The sequence below is a fragment of the Curtobacterium sp. NPDC087082 genome (genome assembly GCF_044745045.1).
Lineage (GTDB): Bacteria > Actinomycetota > Actinomycetes > Actinomycetales > Microbacteriaceae > Curtobacterium.
The window spans coordinates 151,324-176,941 of sequence record NZ_JBIUZN010000003.1 but is presented as its reverse complement, the minus strand read 5'-3'; the positions used below and the strand labels follow the sequence as shown (position 1 = coordinate 176,941).

The 25,618-nt window shown below is 71.4% G+C and carries 23 protein-coding genes; 15 read left to right on the top strand and 8 right to left on the bottom strand.

Annotated features, from left to right (window positions below; all coding sequences use genetic code 11):
* Positions 1-175: 175 nt before the first annotated feature.
* Positions 176-1,537 (top strand): PhoH family protein, encoded by a 1,362-nt coding sequence (locus ACIPEP_RS09860; RefSeq protein WP_175473660.1) that lies wholly within the window; start codon positions 176-178, stop codon positions 1,535-1,537.
* Between the two features lie 170 nt (positions 1,538-1,707).
* On the opposite strand, the gene ACIPEP_RS09855 is transcribed toward ACIPEP_RS09860, so the two are convergent.
* The 4 genes from ACIPEP_RS09855 to ACIPEP_RS09840 all read right to left on the bottom strand — a co-directional run bounded on the left by ACIPEP_RS09855 (position 1,708) and on the right by ACIPEP_RS09840 (position 4,791).
* Complete coding sequence (locus ACIPEP_RS09855) at positions 1,708-3,108, bottom strand: class II fumarate hydratase (protein WP_402717318.1); 1,401 nt, start codon at positions 3,106-3,108, stop codon at positions 1,708-1,710.
* Positions 3,109-3,227: 119 nt separating this feature from the next.
* A complete protein-coding gene (locus ACIPEP_RS09850; protein WP_070416758.1) occupies positions 3,228-3,842 on the bottom strand; it encodes a carbonic anhydrase in 615 nt (204 codons plus the stop codon).
* A gap of 68 nt (positions 3,843-3,910) precedes the next feature.
* A complete protein-coding gene (locus ACIPEP_RS09845) occupies positions 3,911-4,549 on the bottom strand; it encodes a DUF4245 domain-containing protein (RefSeq protein ID WP_402717146.1) in 639 nt (212 codons plus the stop codon).
* A complete protein-coding gene (locus tag ACIPEP_RS09840; protein ID WP_402717145.1) occupies positions 4,546-4,791 on the bottom strand; it encodes an exodeoxyribonuclease VII small subunit in 246 nt (81 codons plus the stop codon). The genes ACIPEP_RS09845 and ACIPEP_RS09840 overlap by 4 nt, the downstream gene beginning before the upstream one ends.
* 85 nt (positions 4,792-4,876) lie before the next feature.
* Here ACIPEP_RS09840 and ACIPEP_RS09835 point away from each other — a divergent pair, with 85 nt between their 5' ends.
* Positions 4,877-5,620 carry an alpha/beta hydrolase gene (locus tag ACIPEP_RS09835; protein ID WP_402717144.1) on the top strand — a complete coding sequence of 248 codons (744 nt, stop codon included), beginning with the start codon at positions 4,877-4,879 and terminating at the stop codon, positions 5,618-5,620.
* Between the two features lie 88 nt (positions 5,621-5,708).
* On the opposite strand, the gene xseA is transcribed toward ACIPEP_RS09835, so the two are convergent.
* Positions 5,709-6,944: an exodeoxyribonuclease VII large subunit gene (gene xseA / locus ACIPEP_RS09830; RefSeq protein WP_402717143.1), complete on the bottom strand. Its 1,236-nt coding sequence runs from the start codon at positions 6,942-6,944 to the stop codon at positions 5,709-5,711.
* Positions 6,945-7,068: 124 nt separating this feature from the next.
* Between xseA and ACIPEP_RS09825 the strand changes: the two genes are divergently transcribed.
* Both ACIPEP_RS09825 and ACIPEP_RS09820 read left to right on the top strand, forming a co-directional pair.
* Complete coding sequence (locus ACIPEP_RS09825; RefSeq protein ID WP_083295030.1) at positions 7,069-8,133, top strand: 4-hydroxy-3-methylbut-2-enyl diphosphate reductase; 1,065 nt, start codon at positions 7,069-7,071, stop codon at positions 8,131-8,133.
* Positions 8,130-8,861: a DUF6264 family protein gene (locus ACIPEP_RS09820; protein WP_402717142.1), complete on the top strand. Its 732-nt coding sequence runs from the start codon at positions 8,130-8,132 to the stop codon at positions 8,859-8,861. The genes ACIPEP_RS09825 and ACIPEP_RS09820 overlap by 4 nt, the downstream gene beginning before the upstream one ends.
* 23 nt (positions 8,862-8,884) lie before the next feature.
* Here the strand turns inward: ACIPEP_RS09820 and ACIPEP_RS09815 are convergent, their stop codons facing one another.
* Positions 8,885-10,144 (bottom strand): M18 family aminopeptidase, encoded by a 1,260-nt coding sequence (locus tag ACIPEP_RS09815; RefSeq protein ID WP_402717141.1) that lies wholly within the window; start codon positions 10,142-10,144, stop codon positions 8,885-8,887.
* A 94-nt stretch (positions 10,145-10,238) separates the two neighbouring features.
* On the bottom strand, positions 10,239-11,267 hold the full coding sequence (fbaA, locus tag ACIPEP_RS09810; RefSeq protein ID WP_070416752.1) for a class II fructose-bisphosphate aldolase: 1,029 nt from the start codon (positions 11,265-11,267) through the stop codon (positions 10,239-10,241).
* Positions 11,268-11,427: 160 nt separating this feature from the next.
* Between fbaA and glpX the strand changes: the two genes are divergently transcribed.
* Positions 11,428-12,417: a class II fructose-bisphosphatase gene (gene glpX / locus ACIPEP_RS09805; protein ID WP_079238384.1), complete on the top strand. Its 990-nt coding sequence runs from the start codon at positions 11,428-11,430 to the stop codon at positions 12,415-12,417.
* 192 nt (positions 12,418-12,609) lie between these two features.
* On the opposite strand, the gene rmuC is transcribed toward glpX, so the two are convergent.
* Positions 12,610-13,872, bottom strand: coding sequence for a DNA recombination protein RmuC (rmuC, locus tag ACIPEP_RS09800; RefSeq protein ID WP_402717140.1), 1,263 nt, complete (start codon positions 13,870-13,872; stop codon positions 12,610-12,612).
* A 173-nt stretch (positions 13,873-14,045) separates the two neighbouring features.
* On the opposite strand from rmuC, the gene iolC reads away from it, so the two are divergent.
* From iolC to ACIPEP_RS09750, 10 genes are read left to right on the top strand one after another with little or no spacing between them, the layout of a single operon-like run.
* Entirely contained in the window at positions 14,046-14,999 is a 954-nt protein-coding gene (iolC, locus tag ACIPEP_RS09795) for a 5-dehydro-2-deoxygluconokinase (protein ID WP_402717317.1), read from the top strand.
* A complete protein-coding gene (locus ACIPEP_RS09790; protein ID WP_070416749.1) occupies positions 14,992-15,981 on the top strand; it encodes a class I fructose-bisphosphate aldolase in 990 nt (329 codons plus the stop codon). Before iolC ends, ACIPEP_RS09790 begins: the two co-directional genes overlap by 8 nt.
* Positions 15,978-17,489, top strand: coding sequence for a CoA-acylating methylmalonate-semialdehyde dehydrogenase (locus ACIPEP_RS09785; RefSeq protein ID WP_070416748.1), 1,512 nt, complete (start codon positions 15,978-15,980; stop codon positions 17,487-17,489). The genes ACIPEP_RS09790 and ACIPEP_RS09785 overlap by 4 nt, the downstream gene beginning before the upstream one ends.
* Before the next feature lie 6 nt (positions 17,490-17,495).
* The gene (iolB, locus tag ACIPEP_RS09780; protein ID WP_402717139.1) at positions 17,496-18,398 is read left to right on the top strand and encodes a 5-deoxy-glucuronate isomerase; all 903 of its coding nucleotides are present in this window, start codon (positions 17,496-17,498) and stop codon (positions 18,396-18,398) included.
* A 17-nt stretch (positions 18,399-18,415) separates the two neighbouring features.
* The gene (iolD, locus tag ACIPEP_RS09775; protein ID WP_402717316.1) at positions 18,416-20,296 is read left to right on the top strand and encodes a 3D-(3,5/4)-trihydroxycyclohexane-1,2-dione acylhydrolase (decyclizing); all 1,881 of its coding nucleotides are present in this window, start codon (positions 18,416-18,418) and stop codon (positions 20,294-20,296) included.
* A 37-nt stretch (positions 20,297-20,333) separates the two neighbouring features.
* A complete protein-coding gene (locus ACIPEP_RS09770; protein WP_071294519.1) occupies positions 20,334-21,260 on the top strand; it encodes a sugar phosphate isomerase/epimerase in 927 nt (308 codons plus the stop codon).
* Positions 21,261-21,280: 20 nt separating this feature from the next.
* A complete protein-coding gene (locus tag ACIPEP_RS09765) occupies positions 21,281-22,312 on the top strand; it encodes a Gfo/Idh/MocA family protein (protein ID WP_402717138.1) in 1,032 nt (343 codons plus the stop codon).
* A 3-nt stretch (positions 22,313-22,315) separates the two neighbouring features.
* On the top strand, positions 22,316-23,185 hold the full coding sequence (locus ACIPEP_RS09760; protein WP_402717137.1) for a sugar phosphate isomerase/epimerase family protein: 870 nt from the start codon (positions 22,316-22,318) through the stop codon (positions 23,183-23,185).
* Positions 23,182-24,294, top strand: coding sequence for a transaldolase family protein (locus ACIPEP_RS09755; protein WP_402717136.1), 1,113 nt, complete (start codon positions 23,182-23,184; stop codon positions 24,292-24,294). The genes ACIPEP_RS09760 and ACIPEP_RS09755 overlap by 4 nt, the downstream gene beginning before the upstream one ends.
* The gene (locus tag ACIPEP_RS09750; protein WP_402717135.1) at positions 24,291-25,508 is read left to right on the top strand and encodes a Gfo/Idh/MocA family protein; all 1,218 of its coding nucleotides are present in this window, start codon (positions 24,291-24,293) and stop codon (positions 25,506-25,508) included. The genes ACIPEP_RS09755 and ACIPEP_RS09750 overlap by 4 nt, the downstream gene beginning before the upstream one ends.
* Positions 25,509-25,618: the final 110 nt, after the last annotated feature.

The window sequence follows — 25,618 nt, the reverse complement described above, 5'->3', positions numbered from 1 at the left end:
CACGTGACCGTAACTCGGGGAACCGCGTGTCGCTGGTGCCGTGTCGGGGGTCGGACGTAGCTTGTCCCCATCGGGCACCGCGCCCGATCGAAGCGGCCACAGTCGGTGCTTCGCAGACCCGCTCCACGGCCGCGTTCGAGGACATGGACCGGGCCGAGCGCGGCCCGGGGATGGAGTGGTCGTGACCTCTCAGAACGTCTCTCGCGGAACACAGCAGCAGCACACCGCGGACTCGTCCACATCGGTCGCCCAGCGCACGTACGTGCTCGACACCTCGGTGCTCCTCAGCGATCCGCGGGCACTGTTCCGCTTCGCGGAGCACGCGGTGGTCCTGCCCGTCGTGGTCGTCAGCGAACTGGAGTCCAAGCGCAACGACCCGGAGATCGGGTACTTCGCCCGGCAGGCACTCCGACTCCTCGACGAGCTCCGGATCGAGCACGAGCGGCTCGACTTCCCGATCGCGATCGGCGACGGCGGCTCCTTCCGGGTCGAGCTGAACCACTCGAACCAGTCCGTCCTCCCGTCCGGGCTGCAGCTCGGCGACAACGACTCGCGGATACTCGCGGTCGCCTCGAACCTCAAGAACGACGGACTCGACGTGGTCGTCGTGTCGAAGGACCTGCCGCTGCGCGTCAAGGCGTCCTCGATCGGCATGGCGGCGGAGGAGTACCGCGCCGAGCTCGCGGTCGACTCCGGGTACACGGGCATCGCCGACCTGCAGGTGTCCGGCGAGCAGATGTCCGACCTCTACGAGAAGGAGGAGATCCGCTCGTCGCAGCTCGACGGCGTCCCGGTCAACACCGGCGTCGTCATCCACTCCGAGCGCGGCTCGGCCCTCGGCCGGGTGCACACCGCCGGCGCGGTGGCGCTGGTGCGCGGCGACCGCGAGGTCTTCGGCCTCCGCGGGCGCTCCGCCGAACAGCGGCTCGCGATCGACGCCCTGCTCGACCCGGAGATCGGCATCGTCTCCCTCGGCGGCAGCGCCGGCACGGGCAAGTCGGCGCTCGCGCTCTGCGCCGGTCTCGAGGCCGTCCTCGAACGCCAGCAGCACAAGAAGATCATGGTGTTCCGGCCGCTCTACGCGGTGGGCGGCCAGGAGCTCGGGTACCTGCCGGGCGACGCGTCCGAGAAGATGAACCCGTGGGCACAGGCGGTGTACGACACGCTCGGCGCCCTGGTCTCCGACAACGTCCTCGACGAGGTCGTCGAGCGGGGCATGCTCGAGGTGCTCCCGCTGACGCACATCCGCGGACGCTCCCTGCACGACGCGTTCGTGATCGTGGACGAGGCGCAGTCGCTCGAGCGGAACGTGCTGCTCACGATGCTGTCCCGGATCGGGCAGAACTCGCGGGTGGTCCTCACGCACGACGTGGCGCAGCGCGACAACCTGCGGGTCGGTCGGCACGACGGGGTCGCGTCGGTGATCGAGCGGCTCAAGGGGCACCCGCTGTTCGCGCACGTGACGCTGACGCGCTCGGAGCGGTCCGCGATCGCGGCGCTGGTGACGGAGATGCTCGACTCGCCCGACCTGGTCTAGCGGGTCCGCGCGGCACGCGCCGGCCGAGACTCGGCCCAGCGGACAGTTTCGCGGCATCTCGGCCACGAAACTGTCCGCGGACGCGAGTCTCGGCTGTCGGAAGCACCGCACTGACGGACAGGAGGCGCGGTGCCAGCTGGCACCGCGCCTCCTGTCCGTGACGGGTTGCGTCAGTTCGGGTGCGTCATGCTGAGCACGTCGAGGGCGCTGTCGAGCTGCTCCTCGGTGACCTCGCCCCGCTCGACGTGGCCGAGGGCGATCACGGCCTCGCGCACGGTGATGCCTTCCTGCACCGCGAACTTCGCGACCTTCGCCGCCGCCTCGTACCCGATCACGCGGTTGAGCGGGGTGACGATGGACGGCGAGGACTCGGCGAACGCGCGGGCCCGGTCGAGGTTCGCCTCGAGCCCGTCGATCGTCTTGTCGGCGAGCACCCGCGAGCTGTTCGCGAGCAGGCGGATCGACTCGAGCAGCGCGGTGCCCATCACGGGGATCGCGACGTTCAGCTCGAACGCACCGGAGGCGCCCGCCCACGCGATGGTGGCGTCGTTGCCGATCACGCGTGCGGCGACCATGAGCGTGGCCTCGGGGATGACGGGGTTGACCTTGCCGGGCATGATCGACGACCCGGGCTGGAGGTCCGGGATGTGCAGTTCGCCGAGGCCCGTGTTCGGCCCCGAGCCCATCCACCGGAGGTCGTTGTTGATCTTCGTCAGGCTGACCGCGATGACCTTGAGCGCCCCGGACGCCTCGACCAGGGCGTCCCGGGCGCCCTGCGCCTCGAAGTGGTCGAGCGCCTCGGTGACGGGCAGCCCGGTGTCGCTCGCGAGCTGGGCGATGACCCGCTGCGGGAAGCCCCTCGGGGTGTTGATCCCGGTACCGACGGCCGTGCCGCCGAGCGGGACCTCGGCAACGCGGGGGAGCGTCGCGTTCACCCGCTCGATGCCGAGACGGACCTGGCGCGCGTAGCCGCCGAACTCCTGCCCGAGGGTGACGGGCGTGGCGTCCATGAGGTGCGTGCGGCCGGACTTCACCGCGTCGGCCCAGAGCGTGGCCTTCGCCTCGAGCGACTCGGCGAGGTGCTCGAGCGCCGGGACGAGCGTGCGGATGAGGGCCTCGGTCACGGCGACGTGCACCGACGTCGGGAACACGTCGTTCGAGGACTGCGAGGCGTTCACGTGGTCGTTCGGGTGCACCGGGGCACCGGCGACCTCGGACGCGAGGGTCGCGAGGACCTCGTTCATGTTCATGTTCGACGAGGTCCCGCTGCCGGTCTGGTAGACGTCGACGGGGAACTGGTCGTGGTGGGCGCCACCGATGATGGTGTCCGCAGCCTCGACCACGGCAGCGGCCAGGGTCGGGTCGACGATCCCGAGCTCACCGTTGACGATCGCGGCCGCCCGCTTGATCCGGGCGAGGGCGACGATCTGGGCCGACTCGAGCCCGCTCCCGGAGATCGGGAAGTTCTCCACCGCACGCTGCGTCTGCGCCCGGTAGAGCGCGGACACCGGCACCCGGACCTCGCCCATGGTGTCGTGCTCGATGCGGTACTCGCCGGAGCTGTCGGTCACGGTGGTCGGGGTGGTGTCGGTCACGTCGTCGTGGTCCTTCCTGGGGTGCTCGCCGGCCGCGGTCGCGCCGGCTGGTGGGTGTCCCGATGGTGTCCGGGACGGGTCGTCGTGGCGGTCGGTCAGGCCTGGCCCACGACGGTGTCGACGGCGACCTCGCCCGTGGTGAGGTCGTAGGTCGCGCCGACGACGGCCAATCTACCCTCGGCGATCGCGTCCGAGACGGCGCCGGAGCGTTCGATCACCTGCCGGAGCGTGGCTTCGAGGTGGGCGGCGCCGACGGATTCCTGGGGGACGTCGGCGTCGGTGGTGCGGACGCGCTCGACGCTCGGGGCGATGGCGTCGACGAGGGCCTGCAGGTGCGGGGCGGGGACGGGCTCGCCGGAGCGGGCGGCCGCGACGGCGCCGCACTTGGTGTGCCGGAGGACGACCACGAGCGGCGTGCCGAGCGCGACGACGGCGAACTCGATCGATCCGAGCACGACGTCGTCGACGATCTGGCCGGCGTTGCGGATGGCGAAGAGGTCACCGATGCCGGCGTCGAACACGTGCTCGAACGGCACGCGGGAGTCCGAGCAGCCGAGGACGGTGGCGAACGGTGCCTGCGACCCGGCGAGTTCCGAGCGGCGGTCCGGGTCGATCCGGCCGGTGCGGCGCTTGTCGGCGGCGAAGCGGGCGTTGCCCTCGACGAGGAGTCGGAGGGCGTCGGACGGGGTGGAGGCGGCGCGGTCGGGCATGGGGCTCCTCGGGTGCTTCGGGTGGTTCGGGTCGTGGTCGTGCTGCTGCTGCGGCGGGTGTTTGCTCGTCAGTTCACGAACTGCTTGCTGACGGCGGTCGCGACGGTCCGGAAGGAGGTGTCGTCGGCGGTGCCGGACAGGACGACGGTGCCCTGGTCGAACGTCGACACGAGCGAGTACGCCTGGTTGCCCGCGTCGTCGCCCTCGGCCCGGCGGTCGTACACGGTCCACTTCGTCCCGGCGATCGTGCGGGTGCCCGTGGCGGCGTGCTGGTCGAGCTTGTTCGACACCCAGGTCGCGTTCGCGTCGATGCCCTGCTGCAGGCCGATGTACTGCTTGTCCGGCGTGAGCAGGCCGACGGTCCAGACGCTCACCCCGTCGGACGTCTTGTCCTGGTAGTCGGCACGGTTGGACGAGAAGTCCCCCGGCAACGCGGGCGCGGCGAGCGTGACACCCGGCACCTGGGCCTGCGAGGCCACCTGGCGGTAGTCGACCGTCCGGTCGCCGATCGTGGTGTCCGGACGCACGACGACCGCGACGAGGAACAGCACGATGCCGAGCGACGCGATGAGTGCGAGCACGAGGTTGAACGCGGTCTGGTGCTGCCGCCGGGCGGTGCGGGCGGCGTCCTTGCGCGCCCAGGTCTCCTCCGGTGTCTCGGGGCGGCCCAGCTCGGCGACGATCGGGCGGCCGTCGGCGTCGGTCATCGCGCTGCGCCGTCCTCGGACTCGGACGCGGCGCGTGCGGCGTCGAGCCGGGCCCGCGCGCCGACGAGCCACTCTTCGCACCGGGCGGCCAGGGACTCGCCCCGTTCCCAGAGGGACAGCGAGCGTTCGAGCGTGGCCGATCCCTGTTCGAGCTCGGCGACGACGCGCACGAGTTCGTCGCGCGCCGCTTCGTAGCTCAGCGACCGGATGTCGGGCTGCTCGGGTTCCTGCTGGGATGACACCCCTCGATCCTACCGAGCGCCCACCGACGTGCCGCCCGCGGGGGCGAACCCGTGGACAACTCCCGGCCGCGTAGGGTCTGGGGGCATGACGGACCTCCCCGACGGCGCGACCTGGTACCCGGCCCCGACCGCCCCGGACCCCGCGGACGCGCGACCCGACGTCGCCCTCGTCCTGCCCGGCGGCGGGTACCACGGCCACGCCGCCCACGAGGGGGAGGGCTACGCCCGGTGGCTCAACACGATCGGCATCTCCGCCGTGGTCTTCGCGTACCCGGTCGCGCCGCACCGGCACCCCGACGCCGTGGTGGCGACCAGGACGCTCGTGCGGGACCTGCGCGCCGGACGGTACCCGGGCCTCCCGTCCGCTCCACGCGTCCTGCTGGTCGGCTCGTCCGCGGGTGGCCACCTCGCTGCCCTCGTCTCGAACGCGCCGACGCCCGACGAACGCGCCGTGTCGGACGTGGACGACCGACCCGACCTCGCGCTGCTCTGCTACCCGGTGGTCTCGATGACCGACCACCAGCACCGGGGGAGCGCGGACAACCTGCTCGGCACGGGTGCGACGGTGTGGGCGCTGGGGGCGCTCGACACGGAGCTCATGGTCGACGGCGCGACCCCGCCGACGTTCCTCTGGCACACCGCCGAGGACCCGGCTGTCCACGTCACGCACTCGCTGCGCTACGGGCAGGCACTCGCGCGCCGGGCGGTGCCGTTCGAACTGCACGTCTTCGAGCGTGGCGCGCACGGGATCGGGCTCGCCGAGGGCACCGGGACCGCTGCCGCGTGGCCGGGCGTCGCCGAGGCCTGGCTGCGCGACCGCGGGTGGTGACCACTCGCCGCCGCGACGCCCGCCGCGACGCCCGCCGCGACGCCCGCCGCGACGCCCGCCGCGGCGCCCGCCGTGACGTCGACCGGGGTCAGGCCCCGTCCGGACCGGGACCGTCCGGCTCGAGCGTCCCGGTGGCGGTGCCCGCGCCGAGCGTCACGTGCACGGGCGTCGCACTGCTGAGGTCCTCCGAGCCACGCACCACGCCGCCGTCGGCCGTCTGCACGATCGCGTAGCCACGCCGCAGGGTGTCCCGCGGCGACAGCGCCCGGAGCCGGGCGGTGAGGTGCCCGACCTCGGAGTGGGAGCGTTCGAGCCGACGGTCGAGGAGTTCACGGGCGCGGGAGAGGTCGCGCGCCACCTCTTCCGCGCGGGTGTCGACGAGCCAGGCGGTGGACGCGAGGGCGGGGCGGGAGCGCAGGGCCGCGATCCGGTCCGCCTCGACCGAGAGGGTGTGCGACAACCGGAGCCCGAGTCGTGCCCGCGCCTGCCGGACGTTGGCGAGTTCCTCGGCGACGTCGGGGACCACGCGCTTGGCGGCGTCGGTCGGGGTGGAGGCACGGAGGTCTGCGACCTCGTCGAGGATCGGCCGGTCGGCCTCGTGCCCGATCGCCGAGACGATCGGGGTGCTCGCAGCGGCCGCGGCACGGACGAGTCCCTCGTCGCTGAAGCCGAGCAGGTTCTGGAAGTCGCCGCCGCCGCGGGCCACGATGATGACGTCGACGGTCGGGTCGGCGTCGAGCTCGAGGATCGCCGCGGTGACCTCGCTCACGGCGCGCTCGCCCTGCACGGCCGTGTGGACCGTCCGGAACTCGACCTGCGGCCACCGGAGCTGGGCGTTGCGCTTGACGTCCTTCTCGGCGTCGGAGTCCTTGCCGGTGATCAACCCGATCCGGTGCGGCAGGAAGGGCAGGCGCTTCTTCCGGGACGGGTCGAACAACCCTTCCGCGGCGAGGGTGCGGCGCAGGCGTTCGAGACGCTCGAGCAGGTCGCCCAGTCCGACGTGCTTCATCTCGACGACCTGCATCGTCAGCGAGCCGCCCTTGACCCAGTAGTTCGGCTTGACGGCCGCGACGACCCGGTCGCCCTGCTTGATGTCCGCGGGGACCCGGGAGCGCACGCTCGACCAGATCGAGAACGACACCGTGGCGTCGACGTCGACGTCCTTGAGCTTGCCGTAGACGTTGCCGCCCGCGACGTTCCACTGGGTGATCTCGCCCTCGACCCAGGCGGTGCCGAGCCGGTCGATCCAGTCGCGGAGCTTCGCGCCGAGCAGCGCGACGGGCCACGGGTCGTCAGCCGTCGGGGGACCCTGTTCGATCGCCAATGTCGTTCCTTCCACGCGGGACGTCCATGCTGCCCGAGACCGGTGACAGCGCGCTCCGGACGGGTTGTCCACAGGTCCGTGCGCGCTCAGCCCGCGCGCGTCCCGCTCACCTATCATCGGGGACGTGACGATCACCAACGGCCACACGGTCCCGCTCGCCCCGCCGCGGGTCCTCGCGGCGCGCGGCCGCCTGCGGGACGAACCGGTCGCCGGCACGAAGAAGGTCCTCCTCGCCGCCCCCCGCGGGTACTGCGCGGGCGTCGACCGCGCCGTCGTCGCGGTCGAGAAGGCGCTCGAGCAGTACGGCGAGCCCGTGTACGTCCGCAAGCAGATCGTCCACAACGTCCACGTCGTGTCGACGCTCGAGCAGCGCGGAGCGGTCTTCGTCGACGACGTCGCCGAGGTCCCGCGCGGTTCGCACGTGGTCTTCAGCGCCCACGGCGTCTCACCGGCCGTGGTGGCCGGCGCCGCCGACCGCGACCTGCACGCCATCGACGCCACGTGCCCGCTCGTCACGAAGGTCCACAGGGAGGCGACGCGCTTCGCGAAGGCCGACCGCACCATCATCCTCATCGGGCACGCCGGCCACGAAGAGGTCGAGGGCACCATGGGCCACGCACCCGACCGCACGATCCTGGTCAACGGGCCGGACGACGTCGCCGCGCTCGAGGTCCCCGACCCCGAGAACCTCGTCTGGCTCTCGCAGACCACGCTGAGCGTCGACGAGACGATGGAGACCGTCCGGCTCCTGCGCGAGAAGTTCCCCGCGATCGAGGACCCGCCCTCCGACGACATCTGCTACGCCACCCAGAACCGCCAGGTCGCGATCAAGAAGGTCGCCCCCGGAGCCGACCTCGTGATCGTGGTCGGCTCGGCGAACTCCTCGAACAGCGTCCGCCTGGTCGAGGTCGCGCTGGAGCACGGCGCGAAGGCCGCACACCGCGTCGACTACGCCGCCGAGATCCAGCAGGACTGGCTCACCGGAGTCGGCACCGTCGGCGTCACGAGCGGCGCCAGCGTGCCGGAAGAGCTCGTCACCGAGGTCCTCGACCAGCTCGCGGACGCCGGCTACGCCACGGTGGAAGAGGTCGTCACGGCACACGAGGACCTCATGTTCTCGCTGCCGAAGGAGCTCCGCACGGACGCGTCGGGCAACCCCACGCGCGCACTCGGCGGGCGTCGACGGTGAGCGGGGGCACGGACGGCTGGTCCGCGGTGCCCGCCCGCGAGCCGGGTCAGGTCGTCGATCCCTCCCTCGGCCAGGAGGCGCGGCGCACCCCTGCAACGTCGGCCGACGGTGACGCGCACGGTCGCGTCCACGGCCGTCCGGCACCGCAGTACGGCGAGTACGCGCCCGACGGTTGGGTGAACCCGGTGCTCGTCGAACAGGAGCGCCTCGAGCACGAGGAGCGCTCCCGAGCGGCTGGCGAACGCGAGACCCGTGACCGCCCCGCTCGCGACCGCGATCCCCGTGCCGGCGCCCAGCGGCCCGGACCTGCGACCGACGGCGGGACGGCTCGCCCGACACCCCTCGCCGGACGCTTCGGCCGCACCCCGCTCGACTTCGTCCTGACGGTCGGGCTGCTCGTGATCGGGCTCTGGTCGGTCGTCGAGTCCCTCGCCGTCGGCACCACCGCCTCGACCATCCGGACCCTCGTCGAGCGCCAGTACACCGAGCTGACCGACCCGGCGGCGCTGTCGACCGCCGTGCTCGTGCGGGCGGTCGTGCTCGTCGTGGTGTTCGTGCTCGTGGCCTGGTGGTCGATCCGACGGCTCCGTGCCCGGCGCTGGACGTTCTGGGTCCCGCTCGTGGGCGGTGTCGTCGCGTCGGTGCTCGGCATCGTGCCGGTGATGGTCGTGCTCTTCCAGGACCCGGCGTTCACGGCGTACGTGCAGCGGATGGCCGCCGGCGGCTGACCCGCCCGCCGGGCGCTCCCGCGTCAGCCGGCCAGGAACGCGGCGACGGCGCCGTGCAGGGACGCGAGGTCGTCGACGTGCACGAGCTCGCGGATCGAGTGCATCGACAGCAGCCCGACGCCGATGTCGATCGTCGGGATCCCGAGCCGGGTCGCCGCGATCGGGCCGATGGTCGAGCCGCCCGGGATGGTGTTCACGTTGACGAAGGGCTGCCACGGCACGCCCGCGGCAGCACACGCGGTGGCCCAGACGGCCTCGCCCTTCGCCTCGGTCATGTAGCGCTGGTTCGCGCTGATCTTCAGGAGCGGGCCCGCTCCCGGACGCGGACGGTTCGTGGGGTCGTGCTTCTCCGGCTGGTTCGGGTGCACGAGGTGCCCGGCGTCGCTCGACAGCAGCCACGAGGCACGGAACGCCCGCGCGGCTTCGGAACGGGTGGCGCCGAGGCCCTCCTGCACGCGACCGAGGACGTCCTCGAGGAAGGGACCGCCGGCACCGGACGGCGTCGAGGACCCGATCTCCTCGTGGTCGAACGCCGCGAACACGGGGATGTGGTCGCCGTCGGCCGGGGCCTCGACGATGCCGCGGAGTCCGGCGTGCACGCTCGTCAGGTTGTCCATCCGGCCCGAGGCGAGGAACTCGCGGTCGATGCCGATGCGCGCGGGAGCCTGGGTGTCGGCGAGGAAGAGGTCCCAGGACACGGCCGTCTCGCCGAGTCGGGCGCGCAGCCACGACACCACGTCGGTCCCGCCCGCGTCGCCGTCGACCCCGACGATCGGCAGTGTGTGGCGCTGGCGGTCGATCTCCTTGCCGTCGTTCACGCCGCGGTCGAGGTGGATCGCGAGGTTCGGGATGCGGGCGACGGCGTCGGTGGACACCAGGCGGACCGTCCCGTCCGCGTCGACGACCCGGCCGGCGATGCGGAGGTCGCGGTCGAACCACGTGGAGAGGAGCGCGCCGCCGTAGACCTCGACGTTCAGCTGCTCCCAGCCGCCGGTGCGCACGCCGGGGTTCGGCTTGATGCGGAACCCGGGGGAGTCGGTGTGGGCGCCGAGGATCCGGAACGGGGTGGTCGGGGTGGCCCCGGACGGCAGACGCCAGGCGATGACGGCACCGTCACGGACCACCACGTAGGCGCCGGGCGTCGTCGGCCAGGCGCCGAGCTCGTCGAGCTCCTCGAACCCCGCGGCGACGAGGCGGTCCCGGGCGGCCGCCGCCGCGTGGAACGCGGTGGGGGACTCGGTGACGAACTGGGCGAAGTCGGAGGCGATGGCGTCGGCGGTCACCCGACCATCGTGGCACGGCGGTGGAGGTGACCGGACGCAGAACGGGGCGCGTCCGTCGGACGCGCCCCGTTCCTCCAGGCTGTTGCTCGGCGTGTCAGCCCTTGGTGTGGCCGGCCGAGCCGAGCACCTTCGCGGCCTCGCCGACGCGAGCCGCCATCGCGGTCTCGGCGACCTTGCCCCAGGCGCGCGGGTCGTACTGCTTCTTGTTGCCGACCTCGCCGTCGATCTTCAGGACGCCCTCGTAGTTCCGGAACATCGAGTCGGCGATCGAGCGCGTGAACGCGTACTGCGTGTCCGTGTCGATGTTCATCTTGATGACGCCGTTGCGGACGGCCTCGTGGATCTCGTCGTCGGTCGAGCCGGAGCCACCGTGGAAGACGAGGTCGAGGGGGTTCTCGCCGGTGCCGTGCTTGGCCGCGACCGAGGCCTGGATCTCGCCGAGGAGCTCGGGGCGGAGCTTGACGTTGCCCGGCTTGTAGACACCGTGCACGTTGCCGAACGTGAGCGCGGCGATCCAGCGACCCTTGTCGCCCAGGCCGAGCGCGTCGACGACCTTCTCGACGTCGTTCGGGGTCGTGTACAGGGCGTCGTTCGTGCCCTCGTGCTCGACGCCGTCCTCTTCGCCGCCGACGACGCCGATCTCGACCTCGAGGATCGCGTTGATGTTCCGCGTCTTCTCGATCATGGTCTTGGCGATCTCGATGTTCTCGTCGAGCGGCACGGCCGAGCCGTCCCACATGTGCGACTGGAAGATCGGGTTGCGGCCGGCGCGGACCTCTTCCTCGCTCGCTGCGATGAGCGGCAGGACGAAGCCGTCGAGGGCGTCCTTCGGGCAGTGGTCGGTGTGCAGCGCGACGGTGATGTCGTAGTTCTTCGCGACCTCGTGGGCGAACTTCGCCATCGCGAGGGCACCGGCGGCGCGGTTCTTGACGGTGTGGCCGGCGAAGTAGTCTGCGCCACCCGTGGTCACCTGGAGGATGCCGTCCGAGCCCGCCTCGGCGAGGCCCTGGAGGACCGCGTTGATCGTCTGTGACGACGACACGTTGACGGCGGGGTACGCGAACTTGCCGGCCTTCGCTCGTTCGATCATCTCGGCGTACTGTTCCGGCGTTGCGATGGGCACGTGGATCTCCTTCGACTTCGGTGGTGTCCTCGCCGATCGTAGTCAGCCGGACTGGAGGCGCGGTGCGGGTTACGCGGTCGGCCCGCGCCCGGCGTGCACATGCGTCCACGGGCCCGTTGTCCGGACCGTCGGTCGGCTGCCGGTCGGTAGGCTGGCGGTCGTGACTCCCACGACGGAAACCGGCTCCCTGTTCCTCCAGCCTGACCGCAACCTGGCGCTCGAGCTCGTGCGTGCGACGGAGGCCGCGGCGATCCGTGCGCAGCCGTGGGTCGGGCGTGGTGAGAAGAACCTCGCGGACGGTGCTGCCGTCGACGCGATGCGGAAGTTCCTCGGCACGGTGAACTTCGACGGCGTGGTGGTCATCGGCGAGGGCGAGAAGGACAACGCCCCGATGCTCTACAACGGCGAGCACGTCGGCAACGGGCACGGCCCGGCCTGCGACATCGCCGTGGACCCGATCGACGGCACCTCGCTGACCGCCGCGGGTCGCCAGAACGCGATCTCGGTGATGGCCGTCTCGGACCGCGGCTCGATGTACGACCCGTCCGCCGTGTTCTACATGGACAAGATCGCCGCCGGCCCCGAGGGTCGCGGCGTCCTCGACCTCGAGAAGCCCATCGGTGACAACATCCGTGCGCTCGCGAAGGCGAAGGGCAAGGACCTCGAGGACATGCAGATCGCCGTCCTCGACCGTCCCCGTCACGACGAACTCATCCGTGCGATCCGTGCGACCGGTGCCGGCACCCGGCTGCTGCTCGACGGTGACGTCGCCGGTGGCATCGCGGCGGCGCTGCCCGGATCGACGATCGACATGTGCGTCGGTGTCGGCGGCACCCCGGAGGGCATCATCACCGCGTGCGCGATCAAGGCGCTCGGCGGTGTGATCCTCGGCAAGCTCCAGCCGAAGGACGACGAGGAGCGCGAGAAGGCGATCGCCGCCGGACACGACCTCGACAAGGTCCTCGACCAGGACGACCTGGTCACGGGCGACAACACGTTCTTCGTCGCCACCGGTGTCACCGACGGTGTGCTCGTGGACGGTGTCCGCCGGTCGCGCGGCGTCATCCACACGGACTCGCTCGTGCTGCGGTCCCGCTCGAACACGATCCGCCGCATCCAGGCGGACCACCGCGCCGAGAAGTGGTTCTGATCCGCTGACGCCGCGGCGCGGCCGGCGCTGCGCGGCGGCGCGGCGCACATCGCGTTCGCACAACCGAAGTCCGTCCGAACCACGTTCCCGCGTGGTTCGGACGGACTTTCGTTGTGCGGGGCGGGGCGGGGCGGGGCGGGGCGGGGCGGCGCCGGGCGAAGCGGGGCGCGGCGGAGCGCGCCGGGGCGGGCGTCAGTCGTCGTCGAGGGCGCCGACGAGCTCCGGCGCGGTGAGCAGCCGCGGCTCGTCGGTGATCGTCGCCGGGTCCGCGATGACCTTCGACTCGTCGAGGAGTGACAGCCGCCGGGCACTCGGCAGGACCTGGCGTTCGAGCGACCCCACGAACCGGTTGTAGTCGACCACGGAGCCCCGGATCGACCGCCCGAGCTTGTCGACGTGTCCGGCCATGGTGGCCAGGCGGCCGTACAGCTCGCGGGAGACCCGGAAGAGCTCGTGCGCCTCTTGTGAGACGACGTCCTGCTGCCACGAGAACGCCACGGTCTTCAGCACCGACCACAGCGTCACCGGCGACGCGAGTGCGATGCGCTTGCGGAACGCGTGGTCGAGCAGCCCCGGGTCGGCGGCGAGGGCGCTCGAGATGAGCGACTCCGACGGGATGAACGCCACGGTGAGCTCGGGTGACGCGTCGTAGCCGGTCCAGTACTCCCGCGCGGCGAGGGCGTCGACGTGGGCCCGCAGTGCCTTGACGTGCTGCCCGATGAGCGCATCGCGCCGGGCTCCCTCGGCGCCGGTCGCGGTCGCCGGGATCTCGGCAGCCTGCAGGTAGGCGCTGAACGGGACCTTGGCGTCGACGGCGATGGTCTTGCCACCCGGCAGGCGCACGACCATGTCGGGGCGTGCGGTGCCGGCGGTCGTGGTGACGGAGGACTGCACGTCGAAGTCGACGCGCTCGAGGAGCCCCGCGGCCTCGACCACGTTGCGCAGCTGGGTCTCGCCCCAGACGCCGCGCGTGCTGTTCGACGACAGGGCACTCGCCAGCGTGTCGGCGGTGGCGCGCAGGCGTTCCTCGGACTCGGCAGCGGAGCGCAGCTGTGCGGAGAGGGCCCCGTACTGCTCGCTGCGGGACTGTTCGAGCTCGGCGATCTTGGCGCGCATGACGTCGAGCGTCTGGGCGACCGGGCTGAGCGCGGAGAGCACCTTCGACTCGCCCTGGGTCCGGGCGGCGTCGGCACCGTGCATGCGCTGGACGAGGTGCTCGAGTTCGGCGGCGCGGCGTTCGAGCGAGTCGACCTGCCGCCGGTACTGCGCGTCCTGCGCGTCGAGCCGTTCCTCGGCGTCGCGACGGACCTCGTCGAGGCGCGACCGGAGCGCCTCGGCGCTGGCGCGGGACGTGGCCGCGTCCACGCCGGCGCGGGACCGCGCGAGCGACCAGGCGACGACCGCACCGACGGCGACGCCGATCACGAGACCGATGACCAGGGCGAGGATCTGCATGTCGCGACCTTGGCAGGATCCACCGACACCGCGCCTCCTGGGCCGCCCGAATCCATGTCATGACATTAGGGCAAACAAGGTGTACAGTCGTGATCGTCCGCCGATGAAGCCGCACGGAAGGTCCCCCGCGTCGCATGACGAACCCAGCTCCCCACGCGTACGACGTGATCACGATGGGACGTGTGAGCGTCGACATCTACCCGCAGCAGACGGGGCCGCTCGAAGACGTCTCGACGTTCTCGAAGTCCGTCGGCGGCAGCGCCACGAACGTCGCGATCGCAGCAGCCCGGCACGGAGCCGACGCGGCGGTCATCACGCGCACGGGCAACGACCCGTTCGGCCGCTACATCGCCAGGACCCTGCCGGAGTTCGGTGTCGCGAACGCCTTCGTCGAGACGGTCGAGGGGCTGAACACCCCCGTCGCGTTCTGCGAGATCTTCCCGCCGGACGACTTCCCGCTGTACTTCTACCGGGCGCCCAAGGCCCCGGACCTCATGATCACGGCGAAGTCCCTGCCGCTGCACGAGATCGAGCGGGCGAAGATCTTCTGGACGACGGTGACCGGCCTGAGCGAAGAGCCGAGCCGCAGCGCACACCACACCGCGTTCCAGGCGCGGAGCGCCGCCGACGCCCCGACAGCACTGCACACCGTGTTGGACCTGGACTACCGGTCCATGTTCTGGTCGTCGCCCGAGGCCGCGACGCGCGAGGTCGCCGTCGCCCTCGAGCACGCGACCGTGGCCGTCGGCAACCGCGAGGAGTGCGAGGTCGCCGTCGGTGAGACCGACCCCGTCCGCGCCGCCGACGCCCTGCTCGAGCGCGGGGTCGAGATCGCCATCGTCAAGCAGGGGCCGAAGGGCGTCCTCGCCAAGACCCGGGACGAGTTCGTCGAGTTCCGCCCGCACCACATCGACGTCGTCAACGGCCTCGGGTCGGGCGACGGCTTCGGCGGGGCACTCACCCACGGACTGCTGCAGGGCTGGGGGCTCGAGCGGACCCTCGCGTTCTGCAACGCCGCCGGCGCGATCGTCGCGACCCGGTTCGAGTGCTCGACCGCGATGCCGACGAGCGACGAGATCGAGCAGTTCCTGCAGGACAACCCCACGGAGGAGGCCGTCAATGCCTGAGATCAGCACCGCCGACTTCGCGCGGCTGCGGGACGTCCGCGCCGGGCAGCCCGAGCTCGTGCGGGCCGCGCTCGACGCCCGCCGCAAGCGCTCCCTGCTCGCCGACGACGGCAAGCTCTTCATCGTGGCGGCCGACCACCCGGCGCGAGGAGCCCTGGCCGTCCGGAACGACGAGTCCGCCATGGCCGACCGGTACGACCTGCTCGAGCGGCTCGTCACGGCGCTCGGACGCCCCGGGGTGGACGGGGTGCTCGGCACGCCGGACATCCTCGAGGACCTCGCGCTCCTGGGCGCCCTCGACGACAAGGTCGTGGTCGGCTCGATGAACCGCGGTGGCCTCCGGGGCGCGACGTTCGAGATGGACGACCGCTACACGGCGTACTCGGCGCAGGCCATCAAGGACTCCGGGCTGGACTTCGCCAAGCTCCTGGTGCGCATCGCCCTGGAGGACTCGGGCACCGCCCCGACCCTCGAGGCCACGGCCCGGGCGGTCAGCGAGGCGGCCGCGCTCCGGCTGCCGATCATGCTCGAACCGTTCATGTCGGCGTGGCAGGACGGCCGGGTGGTCAACGACCTGACCGCCGACGCCGTGATCACCTCGATGGCGATCGCCGCGGGACTGGGGGAGTCGAGCGCGTACAGCTGGCTCAAGATCCCGGTCGTGGACGACATGGAACGGGTGATGGCCGCGACGACGCTGCCGACCCTGCTGCTCGGCGGGGACCCGTCGACCCGCCCGCTCGAGACCTACGCCAAGTGGGCCGACGCACTGGCACTCCCCGGGGTGCGCGGCCTGGTCGTCGGCCGCACGCTGCTCTACCCGCCGGACGGCGACGTCGCCGCAGCCGTGGACGTGGCCGCCGGGCTCGTCCACACCCAGGAGGCCCGTGCCGGGTTCTCCACAGAATCCCACGACCCAGCCGCTCGGCTCGCGGGCGCCACCACCATGGACTCGTCCATCCCGGAAGGAAGCAACGCATGACCACCACCGAGACCGCCACCACGACCATCGGGCACTGGATCGACGGGGCACGCGTCGCGTCGACCTCCGGCAACACGGCCCCGGTGTACGACCCGGCGCTCGGGGTCGCGACGAAGCAGGTCGCCCTCGCGAACGAGGAGGAGATCCAGGCGGCGATCGCGAGTGCGAAGGCGGCGTTCCCGGCGTGGAGCAACCTGTCGCTGTCGAAGCGCCAGCAGATCCTGTTCTCCTTCCGCGAGGTCCTCAACCGCGACAAGGCGGAGCTCGCCGAGATCATCACGAGCGAGCACGGCAAGGTCATCGACGACGCCCTCGGCGAGATCGCTCGCGGGCAGGAGGTCGTCGAGCTGGCGACGAACATCCCGAGCCTGCTCAAGGGCGAGTTCAGCGACCAGGTGTCGACCGGCATCGACGTGTACTCGATCCGTCAGCCGCTCGGTGTGGTCGGCATCATCAGCCCGTTCAACTTCCCCGCCATGGTGCCGCTGTGGTTCCTGCCGATCGCGATCGCCGCGGGCAACACGGTCGTGCTGAAGCCGAGCGAGAAGGACCCGAGCGCCGCGATCTGGCTTGCTGAGAAGTTCAAGGAGGCCGGGCTGCCCGACGGTGTCTTCACCGTCCTGAACGGCGACAAGCTGAGCGTCGACGGGCTCCTCACCAGCCCCGACGTCGAGTCGATCTCCTTCGTCGGGTCCACCCCGATCGCGCAGTACGTCTACGAGACGGGCACGAAGCACGGCAAGCGCGTGCAGGCCCTCGGCGGCGCGAAGAACCACATGCTCGTCCTTCCGGACGCGGACCTCGACCTCGTCGCGGACAACGCCATCAACGCGGGCTTCGGCTCCGCCGGTGAGCGCTGCATGGCGATCTCGGTCGTCGTCGCCGTCGAGCCGGTGGCCGACGAGCTCATCGAGAAGATCACGGAGCGCGCGGCGACCCTGCGCATCGGCGACGGTCGTCGCGGGTGCGACATGGGCCCGCTCGTCACGAAGCAGCACCGTGACAAGGTCGCCTCGTACATCGAGGTCGCAGAGCAGGACGGTGCGGTGGTTGTGGTGGACGGCCGCACCGTCCGACCCGACGGCGACGAGAACGGCTTCTGGCTGGGCCCGACGCTCATCGACCGGGTCCCCACCACGAGCCGCGTCTACACCGAGGAGATCTTCGGCCCGGTGCTCAGCGTCGTCCGCGTCGCCTCCTACGAGGAGGGCCTCGAGCTCATCAACAGCGGGGCGTACGGCAACGGCACCGCCATCTTCACCAACGACGGCGGCGCTGCCCGTCGCTTCCAGCGCGACGTGCAGGTCGGCATGATCGGCATCAACGTGCCGATCCCCGTCCCGGTCGCGTACTACTCGTTCGGTGGCTGGAAGAACTCGCTGTTCGGCGACCACAAGGCGTACGGCGCCGACGGCGTGAGCTTCTTCACCCGCCAGAAGGCGATCACGAGCCGCTGGCTCGACCCGTCGCACGGCGGCATCAACCTCGGCTTCCCGTCGAACGGCTGAGCGCTCGTGACGACCGACAACTGGTTCAACCCCGCCGGCTCCCGCCCCGAGGCGGGCTGGACGGACGTGATCGACGGCCGTGTCGCGGGGTGGGCGTACACCGGTCTGCGGACCGGCGCGCTGACCGACGGGGGCGAGCTGCGCCTCCAGGCCGACGCCGTGGAGCGCATCGTCGTGCCGCTCGCCGGATCGTTCCACGTCACGTACGCGGGCGCCGCCGGGAACGGCGACCAGGCCCTCGACGGGCGTTCGAGCGTGTTCGACGGACCGACCGACGTCCTGTACCTCGGTTCGGGAACGGAGGCGCGGATCACCGGCACCGGTCGGCTCGCGGTCGCCGAGGCACCCACCGACACCGTCAAGCCGACGACGTACGTGGCCCGGCAGGACGTGCCGGTCGAGCTCCGCGGTGCCGGGCAGTCCAGCCGGCAGGTGCACAACTTCGGCACCCCGGCGGCGCTCGACGCGGACAAGTTCATCGTGTGCGAGGTGATCACGCCGGCCGGCAACTGGTCGTCGTACCCGCCGCACAAGCACGACACGTCCGTGCCCGGCGAGGAGTCGAACCTCGAGGAGATCTACTACTACGAGTCCGCGGTCGCGCGCGGGGTCTCCGCACCGACCACCGCCGACCCGTTCGCACTGCACCGGACCTACGCGTCCGACGACCGCGCGATCGACGAGTTCCGGCAGGTGCGGACCGGCGACATCGCCCTCGTGCCGTACGGCTGGCACGGTCCCGCCGTCGCGGCGCCGGGCTACGACATGTACTACCTCAACGTGATGGCCGGGCCCGACCCGGAACGCGTCTGGAACATCACCGACGACCCGGCGCACGGCTGGGTCCGCCAGGTGTGGGAATCCGAGTCGATCGACCCGCGCCTGCCCTACGAAAGGAAGCTCGCGTGACCACCAACACGCGGAGGATGACCGTCGGCCAGGCACTCGTCGAGTTCCTGGCCAACCAGTGGACCGTCGACGGTGACGTCCGCGAACGCACCATCCCGGGGATCTTCGGCATCTTCGGGCACGGCAACGTCGCCGGCGTCGGCCAGGCCATCAAGCAGCTCCACGTCGAGCAGCCCGGCCTGCTGCCGTACCACCAGGCCCGCAACGAGCAGGCGATGGTGCACGAGGCCGTCGGCTTCGCCCGCATGCACCGCCGCCGTGCCACCTTCGCCGCGACGGCGTCGGTCGGCCCGGGTGCCGCGAACATGCTCACCGCCGCGGCGCTCGCGACGACCAACCGGCTGCCCGCATTGCTGCTGCCGTCGGACACCTTCGCCACGCGCACGACCGACCCGGTGCTCCAGCAGATCGAGCTGCCGCACGACACCTCGCTGCAGGTGACCGACGCGTTCCGTCCGCTGTCCCGGTACTTCGACCGCGTCGAGCGTCCGGAGCAGCTGTTCTCGATCGCGCTCGCGGCGATGCGGGTGCTCACCGACCCGGCCGAGACCGGCGCCGTGACCATCGCCCTGCCCGAGGACGTCCAGGCCGAGCAGCTCGACGTGCCCGTCGCCTTCCTGCAGCCGCGTGAGTGGCACATCCGCCGGCCGCTGCCCGAGCACGGGCCGCTGGCGCGTGCGGTCGCGGCGATCCGGGCGGCGAAGCGTCCCGTCATCGTCGCCGGCGGTGGCGTGCTGTACTCCGGTGCGGAGCAGGAACTCGCGGCGTTCGTCGAGGCCACCGGCATCCCGGTCGGCACGTCGCAGGCCGGCGGCGGGTCGCTCGTCTGGGACCACCCGCAGTACCTCGGTGGCATCGGCGCGACCGGTACCGCCGCGGCGAACGCGATCGCCGCGCAGGCCGACGTCGTCATCGGGATCGGCACGCGGTACAGCGACTTCACGACGGCCTCCCGGACGGCGTTCCAGGACCCGGACGTCACGTTCGTCAACGTCAACGTCGCCGCGTTCGACGCCTACAAGCACGGGTCGCAGTTGCCGATCGTCGCGGATGCGCGCGAGACGCTCGTCGCGCTCGCCGAGCACCTCGCCGCGTTCTCGGTGGACGCCGGGTACGCGGCCGAGATCGCGCAGCGGAAGCAGGAGTGGGACGCCGTGGTCGACCGGGCCTTCGCACCGTCCGGCCTGGCCGTGCCCGGTCAGTCCGAGATCATCGGCGCCGTGCAGTCCGCCACCGATCCGCGGGACGTCGTCATCCAGGCGGCCGGATCGCTGCCGGGCGACCTGCACAAGCTCTGGCGGGTGCGGGACGCGCTCGGGTACCACGTCGAGTACGCGTTCTCGTGCATGGGCTACGAGATCGCCGGGGGCATCGGCGTCCGTCGTGCCGCGCCGGACCGCGACGCGATCGTCATGGTCGGCGACGGCAGCTACCTCATGCTGCACACCGAGCTCGTCACGGCCGTGGCCGAGGGCATCAAGATCGTGGTCGTCCTCATCCAGAACAACGGGTACGCGTCCATCGGGCACCTGTCCGAGACGGTCGGGTCCGAGCGGTACGGCACGAAGTACCGCTACCTCGACGAGACCGGCTCGTTCGAGGGCGACGACGTGCTGCCCGTCGACCTCGCCGCCAACGCACGCTCGTACGGCGTCGACGTCATCGAGGTGCAGCCCGGGCCGAACGCGATCGAGGACCTCACGTCCGCGGTGCGTCAGGCGAAGGCGAACGACCACACCACGCTCGTGCACGTCCACTCGGACCCGCTCGTCTACGCCCCCGAGGGTGACGGCTGGTGGGACGTCCCGGTCGCCCAGACCTCCACGCTGCCGAGCACCCAGCAGGCCCGCGCCGCGTACGAGCAGCAGGTCGCCGCGCAGCGTCCCCTGCTCGGCTGAACACCCCCACCACACGCAGAAAGCAGACGACGACGTCATGACCGACACCGCCACCGCCACCGACGCCATCCGGATCGGCACCGCCCCCGACTCGTGGGGCGTCTGGTTCCCCGACGACCCGAAGCAGGTCCCGTGGCAGCGCTTCCTCGACGAGGCGACCGCGGCCGGCTACAAGTGGATCGAGCTCGGGCCGTACGGGTACCTGCCCACCGACCCCTCGCAGTTGCGCGACGAACTGGAGTCCCGCGGGCTCCAGCTGTCAGCCGGCACCGTCTTCACCGGGTTCCACAAGGGCGACGACCAGTTCCAGCGCGCCTGGGACCAGGCCGTCAAGGTCGCCGGTCTCGCCGCCGCGCTCGGCGCCGAGCACCTCGTGACCATCCCGGACCTCTGGCGCTCGGACGCCACGGAAGAGGTGCTCGAGTCGCGCACGCTGACGGACGAGCAGTGGGAGCGCCTCGGCAAGGGCCACGACCAGCTCGGCAAGGCGCTGCTCGAGGAGTTCGGCGTGCACCAGCAGTTCCACACGCACGCGGACAGCCACGTCGGCACCTACACGGAGACCGTGCGCTTCCTGTCCGAGACGGACCCGGCGTACACGAACCTCTGCCTCGACACCGGTCACTTCGCGTACTACGGCGGCGACAACCTGAAGCTCATCGCCGAGCACCCCGAGCGCGTCGGCTACCTGCACCTCAAGCAGGTCGACACCGACCTGCTCCCCGACGTCCTGAAGAACGACGTCCCGTTCGCCACCGCGGTGGCGCAGGGGATCATGACCGAGCCGCCGCACGGCACCCCCGAGCTCGCGCCCATCATCGAGGCCGTCGCGAAGATCAACCCGGACATCTTCGGCATCGTCGAGCAGGACATGTACGGCTGCTCCGTCGACGCTCCCGGCCCGATCGCCGAGCGCACGTTCCAGCACATCTTCGGCTCGACCGCCGCCGCCCGCGCCCTCTGACACCCCCAGGAGAACCCAGCATGAGCACCACCGAGAACCTCCGCGTCGCCGTCGTCGGAGCGGGCGCGATGGGCAGCGACCACGTGCGTCGCATCACGTCGACCATCGCCGGCGCGGACGTCGTCGCGATCGTCGACCCCGACACCGCCCGGGCCACCGCGGCCGCGGCGAAGGCCCCGGGTGCGATCACCGCGTCGTCGTTCGAGGACGCACTCGACGCCACCCCGATCGACGCCGTCATCGTCGCGACCCCGGGCTTCCTGCACGAGCCCGTCCTCGTGCCCGCGATCGAGCGTGGCCTCGCCGTCCTCTGCGAGAAGCCGCTCACCACGTCGGCCGCGGACTCCCTGCGGATCGTCGAACTCGAGCAGGCGACGTCCGAGCGCCCGAAGATCCAGGTCGGCTTCATGCGCCGGTTCGACAAGGGCTACCAGGAGCTCCGTGCGCTGCGGGAGTCCGGCTCGAACGGTGCCCTGCTCGCGCTGCACCACGCGCACCGCAACCCGACGACCCCGCCGAACTTCAGCGAGTCGATGCTGATCCACGACTCGGTGATCCACGAGATCGACATCATCCCGTTCATCACGGGGGAGCCGATCGTCGCCGTCGAGGTGAAGAAGCCGCGCAAGAACTCCCTCGCACCGGCCGACCTGCCCGAGCCGCAGTTCGTCCTGTTCACCACCGAGTCGGGCACGATGGCGATCGTCGAGATCAACGTGAACGCCCAGTTCGGCTACCAGGTCACGACCGACGCGGTGTTCGAGTCGGGTGTCGCCTACATCGGCCGCGAGACCTCGCTGAACCTCGTGTCGCAGGGCGTGTCCGGCCAGGGCGTGACCCCGTCGTTCGTGGAGCGCTTCGGCGCCGCCTACGACGAGGAGGTCCAGCGCTGGGTCGACGCCGCCAAGACCGGCGGCATCGACGGGCCGAGCGCCTGGGACGGCTACACGGCGTCCGTCGTCGCCGAGGTGGCCGTGCGCGCGCAGCAGTCCGGCGCGCTGGAGCAGGTCGCTTACGCCACCGCGAAGCCGGCGTTCTACGAGACGGTCTGATCGATGCCGAAGATCGCACTCGACCCCACGCCGTTCCACCACGACCTGTCGCTGCTGGAGTTCCCGCAGAAGGTCGCGGACCTCGGCTACGAGTACCTGCAGCTCACCCCGCACCAGGACTTCATCCCCTTCTACCGGCACCCGAAGGCCGACGACGACCTCGTCGACGCGTTCGCTGCCGCGTGCCGGAAGGCCGGAGTGCAGGTCGCGTCGGTCCTGCCGGTCCTCCGGTGGTCCGGGCCCGACCGTGACGCCCGCGAGGCCGCGGTGACGAAGTGGAAGCGGGTCATCGAGATCACGAAGCGTCTCGGCGTCGACACGATCAACACCGAGTTCTCCGGCCGCCCCGAACGCCCCGAGGAGTCCGAGGACGCCTTCTACCGCTCGATGGAGGAGCTCCTGCCGATCATCGAGGACGCCGGACTCCGCGTGCTCATCGACCCGCACCCGGACGACTTCGTCGAGGACGGCCTCGAGGCCCTCCGGGTCATCCGCGGCCTCAACTCGAAGCACGTCGGGTTCGTCTACGTCGCCTGCCACACCTTCCACTACGGCGGCAACATGGACGAGATCATCGACGCCGCGGGCGACTCGCTGCAGCTGATCCACGTCGCCGACGCCTACGACCACCGACGGTCGCACGGCCTCCGCTACATCACGAACCCGCCGGGCAACCCCGTGCGCGTGCACCAGCACCTCCCCGTCGGGCAGGCGGACGTCGACTTCGACGCCTTCTGGGCCGCCCTCGACCGAGTCGGCTTCACGGCGCGCGAGGACACCGTCGCGGTGTCGAGCGTCTTCGCCGAGGACGAGAACGCCGACGAGGTCTCCCGCTTCCAGCTCGACACGATCACGAAGGGACTGAACCGATGACGACCACCGTCGAGACCCCGACGCCCACCGGCACCGACGCCCGACCCGTCACGCTGCAGGCCGCGTCGCAGACCGTGACCGCCCTGTGGAACGACTCCGCGGATCCGCGCGAGCTGTCCACCGCGATCCACGAGTACGGCGCCGTCGGGGCGACCTGCAACCCGGTGATCGCGTACACCTGCATCCAGCAGGACCCCGACACGTGGGTCCCGCGCATCCGCGAGATCGCCGCCGAGCACCCGACCGCGGGGGAGTCCTGGATCGGCTGGAAGGCCGTCGAGGAACTCTCGATCGCCGCCGCCGAGCAGCTGTTGCCCGCCTTCGAGGCCTCGGGTGGCCGCAACGGCCGGCTGAGCATGCAGACCGACCCGCGTCTCCACCGCGACCGGGACGCCCTCGTCGAACAGGCCGTGCGGTTCTCGCAGCTCGCGCCGAACATCATCGTGAAGATCCCCGCCACCAAGGTCGGCATCGCCGCCATCGAGGAGGCCGCGTACCGCGGTGTCTCGATCAACGCGACCGTGTCGTTCACCGTGCCGCAGGTCGTCGCCGTGGGCGAGGCCATCGAGCGCGCCCTCGACCGCCGTGCCGCCGAGGGTCTGCCCGAGCAGGAGTTCGGCCACGTCGTCACGCTGATGGCCGGCCGCTTCGACGACTGGTTGAAGACCGTCGTCAAGCGCGACCATGTGATGGTCGACCCCGGCATCCTCGAGTGGGCCGGTGTCGCTGCGGTGAAGCACGCGTACCGGGTCTTCCAGGAGCGCGGCTTCCGGTCGCGCGTGCTCGTCGCCGCCTTCCGGAACGCGATGCAGTGGTCGGAGTTCCAGGGCGGTGACCTCGTCGTGTCGCCGCCGTTCCAGTGGTCGAAGGACATCAACGACAACGCGTTCCCGTTCCGTCCGGACGCCATCCACGACGAGGTCCCCGCGCAGGTCATCGACGCGCTGCGTGCGGCCACGCCGGAGTTCGCCCGGGGCTACGACGTCGACGGCATGACGATCGACGAGTTCGACCGCTTCGGCGCCACGGTGACCACGCTGCGCCAGTTCCTCGACGCCGACGCGAAGCTCGACGCCCTGGTCCGCGACATCATCGTGCCGGCAGCATGAGCGCAGCTGCGTCCGACCGCGTTGCAACCATCGGTGTCGGCCTCATCTCGGTCGGCTGGATGGGCCGGTTGCACTCCCGTGCCTACCGCGCCCTGCCCGACCACTTCCCGGAGCTCGGCGTGCACCCCCGGCTCGTCGTCGCCGCCGACCCGATCGAGGCCGCGCGCGACCAAGCGGTGACCCGCCTGGGCTACGAGCGGGCCGTCGCCGACTACCACGAGGTCCTCGCCGACCCCGAGGTCGACGTCGTCTCGATCTGCTCGCCGAACTTCCTGCACCGCGAGATGGCGGTCGCCGCTGCCGAGGCGGGCAAGCCGTTCTGGATCGAGAAGCCGATGGGCCGGTACGCCAGCGACTCCCGACAGATCCACGAGGCCGTGCAGCGCGCCGGTGTCATCACGAGCGTCGGCTTCAACTACCGGCACGCCCCGGCGATCGAACGGGCGCGCGAACTCGTCCGCAGCGGGCGCCTCGGCCGGATCACGAACGTCCGCGGGTCGCTCCTCGCCGACTACTCGTCCGACCCCGCGGCGCCGCTGACCTGGCGCTTCGAGCGGGAGCGTGCCGGCTCGGGCGTCCTCGGCGACCTGCTCTCGCACGGGCTCGACCTGGCGCAGTACGTCGTCGGCCGGATCTCGTCCGTGACGGCGCTCGCGGAGACCTTCATCGTCGACCGCCCACTCCCCGGCGCTGGCATCGTCGACCGCAGCGCCGCCGCGACGGGGGAGCGGAAGCCGGTCGAGAACGAGGACTACGCGGCCCTGCTCTTCCGCTTCGAGGACGGCGCCGTCGGCACGATGGACTCCAGCCGCGTCATGCGGGGGCCGCACGCCGAGTACACGCTCGAGGTGTACGGCACGAAGGGCTCGGTGCGGTGGGACTTCCAGCGCCTCAACGAGCTCGAGGTCTACCTCGACGGGCAAGAGGTCGACGGGTACGCCACCCACTACGTGGCCGCGGGGGACGGCGAGTTCGCCCGCTTCCAGCCGGGCGCCGGCACCGCCATGGGGTACGACGACCTGAAGACCGTCGAGGCCGCGCAGTTCATCGCGAGCGTCCGGCGCGGGGAGCAGCTCGCGCCGTCGGTCGCCGACGGCCTGGCGGCTGCGTCGATCGTGGAAGCGGCGGAGGCGTCGCTCGCCGACGGGGCGTGGCACGAGGTGGCGCGCGTCGACGGACCGCTCACCTACGCGGCGGCCACTCCCGTGCTCTAGACGCACGACCCGACGGACGGGAGGCGGGGGGGCCCCCGGGCCCCCCCCCCCCCCCGGGCCGGGGGGGCGCCCCCCCCCACCGGGGTTTTTGGTGGGCCCGACGCGGCGCG

Bases quoted from the DNA above. Each gene is read 5' to 3' on its own strand.
- iolC (WP_402717317.1), top strand. From the start codon at position 14,046: ATGGGACGTGTGAGCGTCGACATCTACCCGCAGCAGACGGGGCCGCTC.
- ACIPEP_RS09755 (WP_402717136.1), top strand. From the start codon at position 23,182: ATGACGACCACCGTCGAGACCCCGACGCCCACCGGCACCGACGCCCGA.
- ACIPEP_RS09785 (WP_070416748.1), top strand. From the start codon at position 15,978: ATGACCACCACCGAGACCGCCACCACGACCATCGGGCACTGGATCGAC.
- ACIPEP_RS09835 (WP_402717144.1), top strand. From the start codon at position 4,877: ATGACGGACCTCCCCGACGGCGCGACCTGGTACCCGGCCCCGACCGCC.
- ACIPEP_RS09770 (WP_071294519.1), top strand. From the start codon at position 20,334: ATGACCGACACCGCCACCGCCACCGACGCCATCCGGATCGGCACCGCC.
- iolD (WP_402717316.1), top strand. From the start codon at position 18,416: ATGACCGTCGGCCAGGCACTCGTCGAGTTCCTGGCCAACCAGTGGACC.
- ACIPEP_RS09850 (WP_070416758.1), bottom strand. From the start codon at position 3,842: ATGCCCGACCGCGCCGCCTCCACCCCGTCCGACGCCCTCCGACTCCTC.
- rmuC (WP_402717140.1), bottom strand. From the start codon at position 13,872: ATGCAGATCCTCGCCCTGGTCATCGGTCTCGTGATCGGCGTCGCCGTC.
- ACIPEP_RS09790 (WP_070416749.1), top strand. From the start codon at position 14,992: ATGCCTGAGATCAGCACCGCCGACTTCGCGCGGCTGCGGGACGTCCGC.
- ACIPEP_RS09765 (WP_402717138.1), top strand. From the start codon at position 21,281: ATGAGCACCACCGAGAACCTCCGCGTCGCCGTCGTCGGAGCGGGCGCG.
- ACIPEP_RS09750 (WP_402717135.1), top strand. From the start codon at position 24,291: ATGAGCGCAGCTGCGTCCGACCGCGTTGCAACCATCGGTGTCGGCCTC.
- ACIPEP_RS09845 (WP_402717146.1), bottom strand. From the start codon at position 4,549: ATGACCGACGCCGACGGCCGCCCGATCGTCGCCGAGCTGGGCCGCCCC.
- ACIPEP_RS09760 (WP_402717137.1), top strand. From the start codon at position 22,316: ATGCCGAAGATCGCACTCGACCCCACGCCGTTCCACCACGACCTGTCG.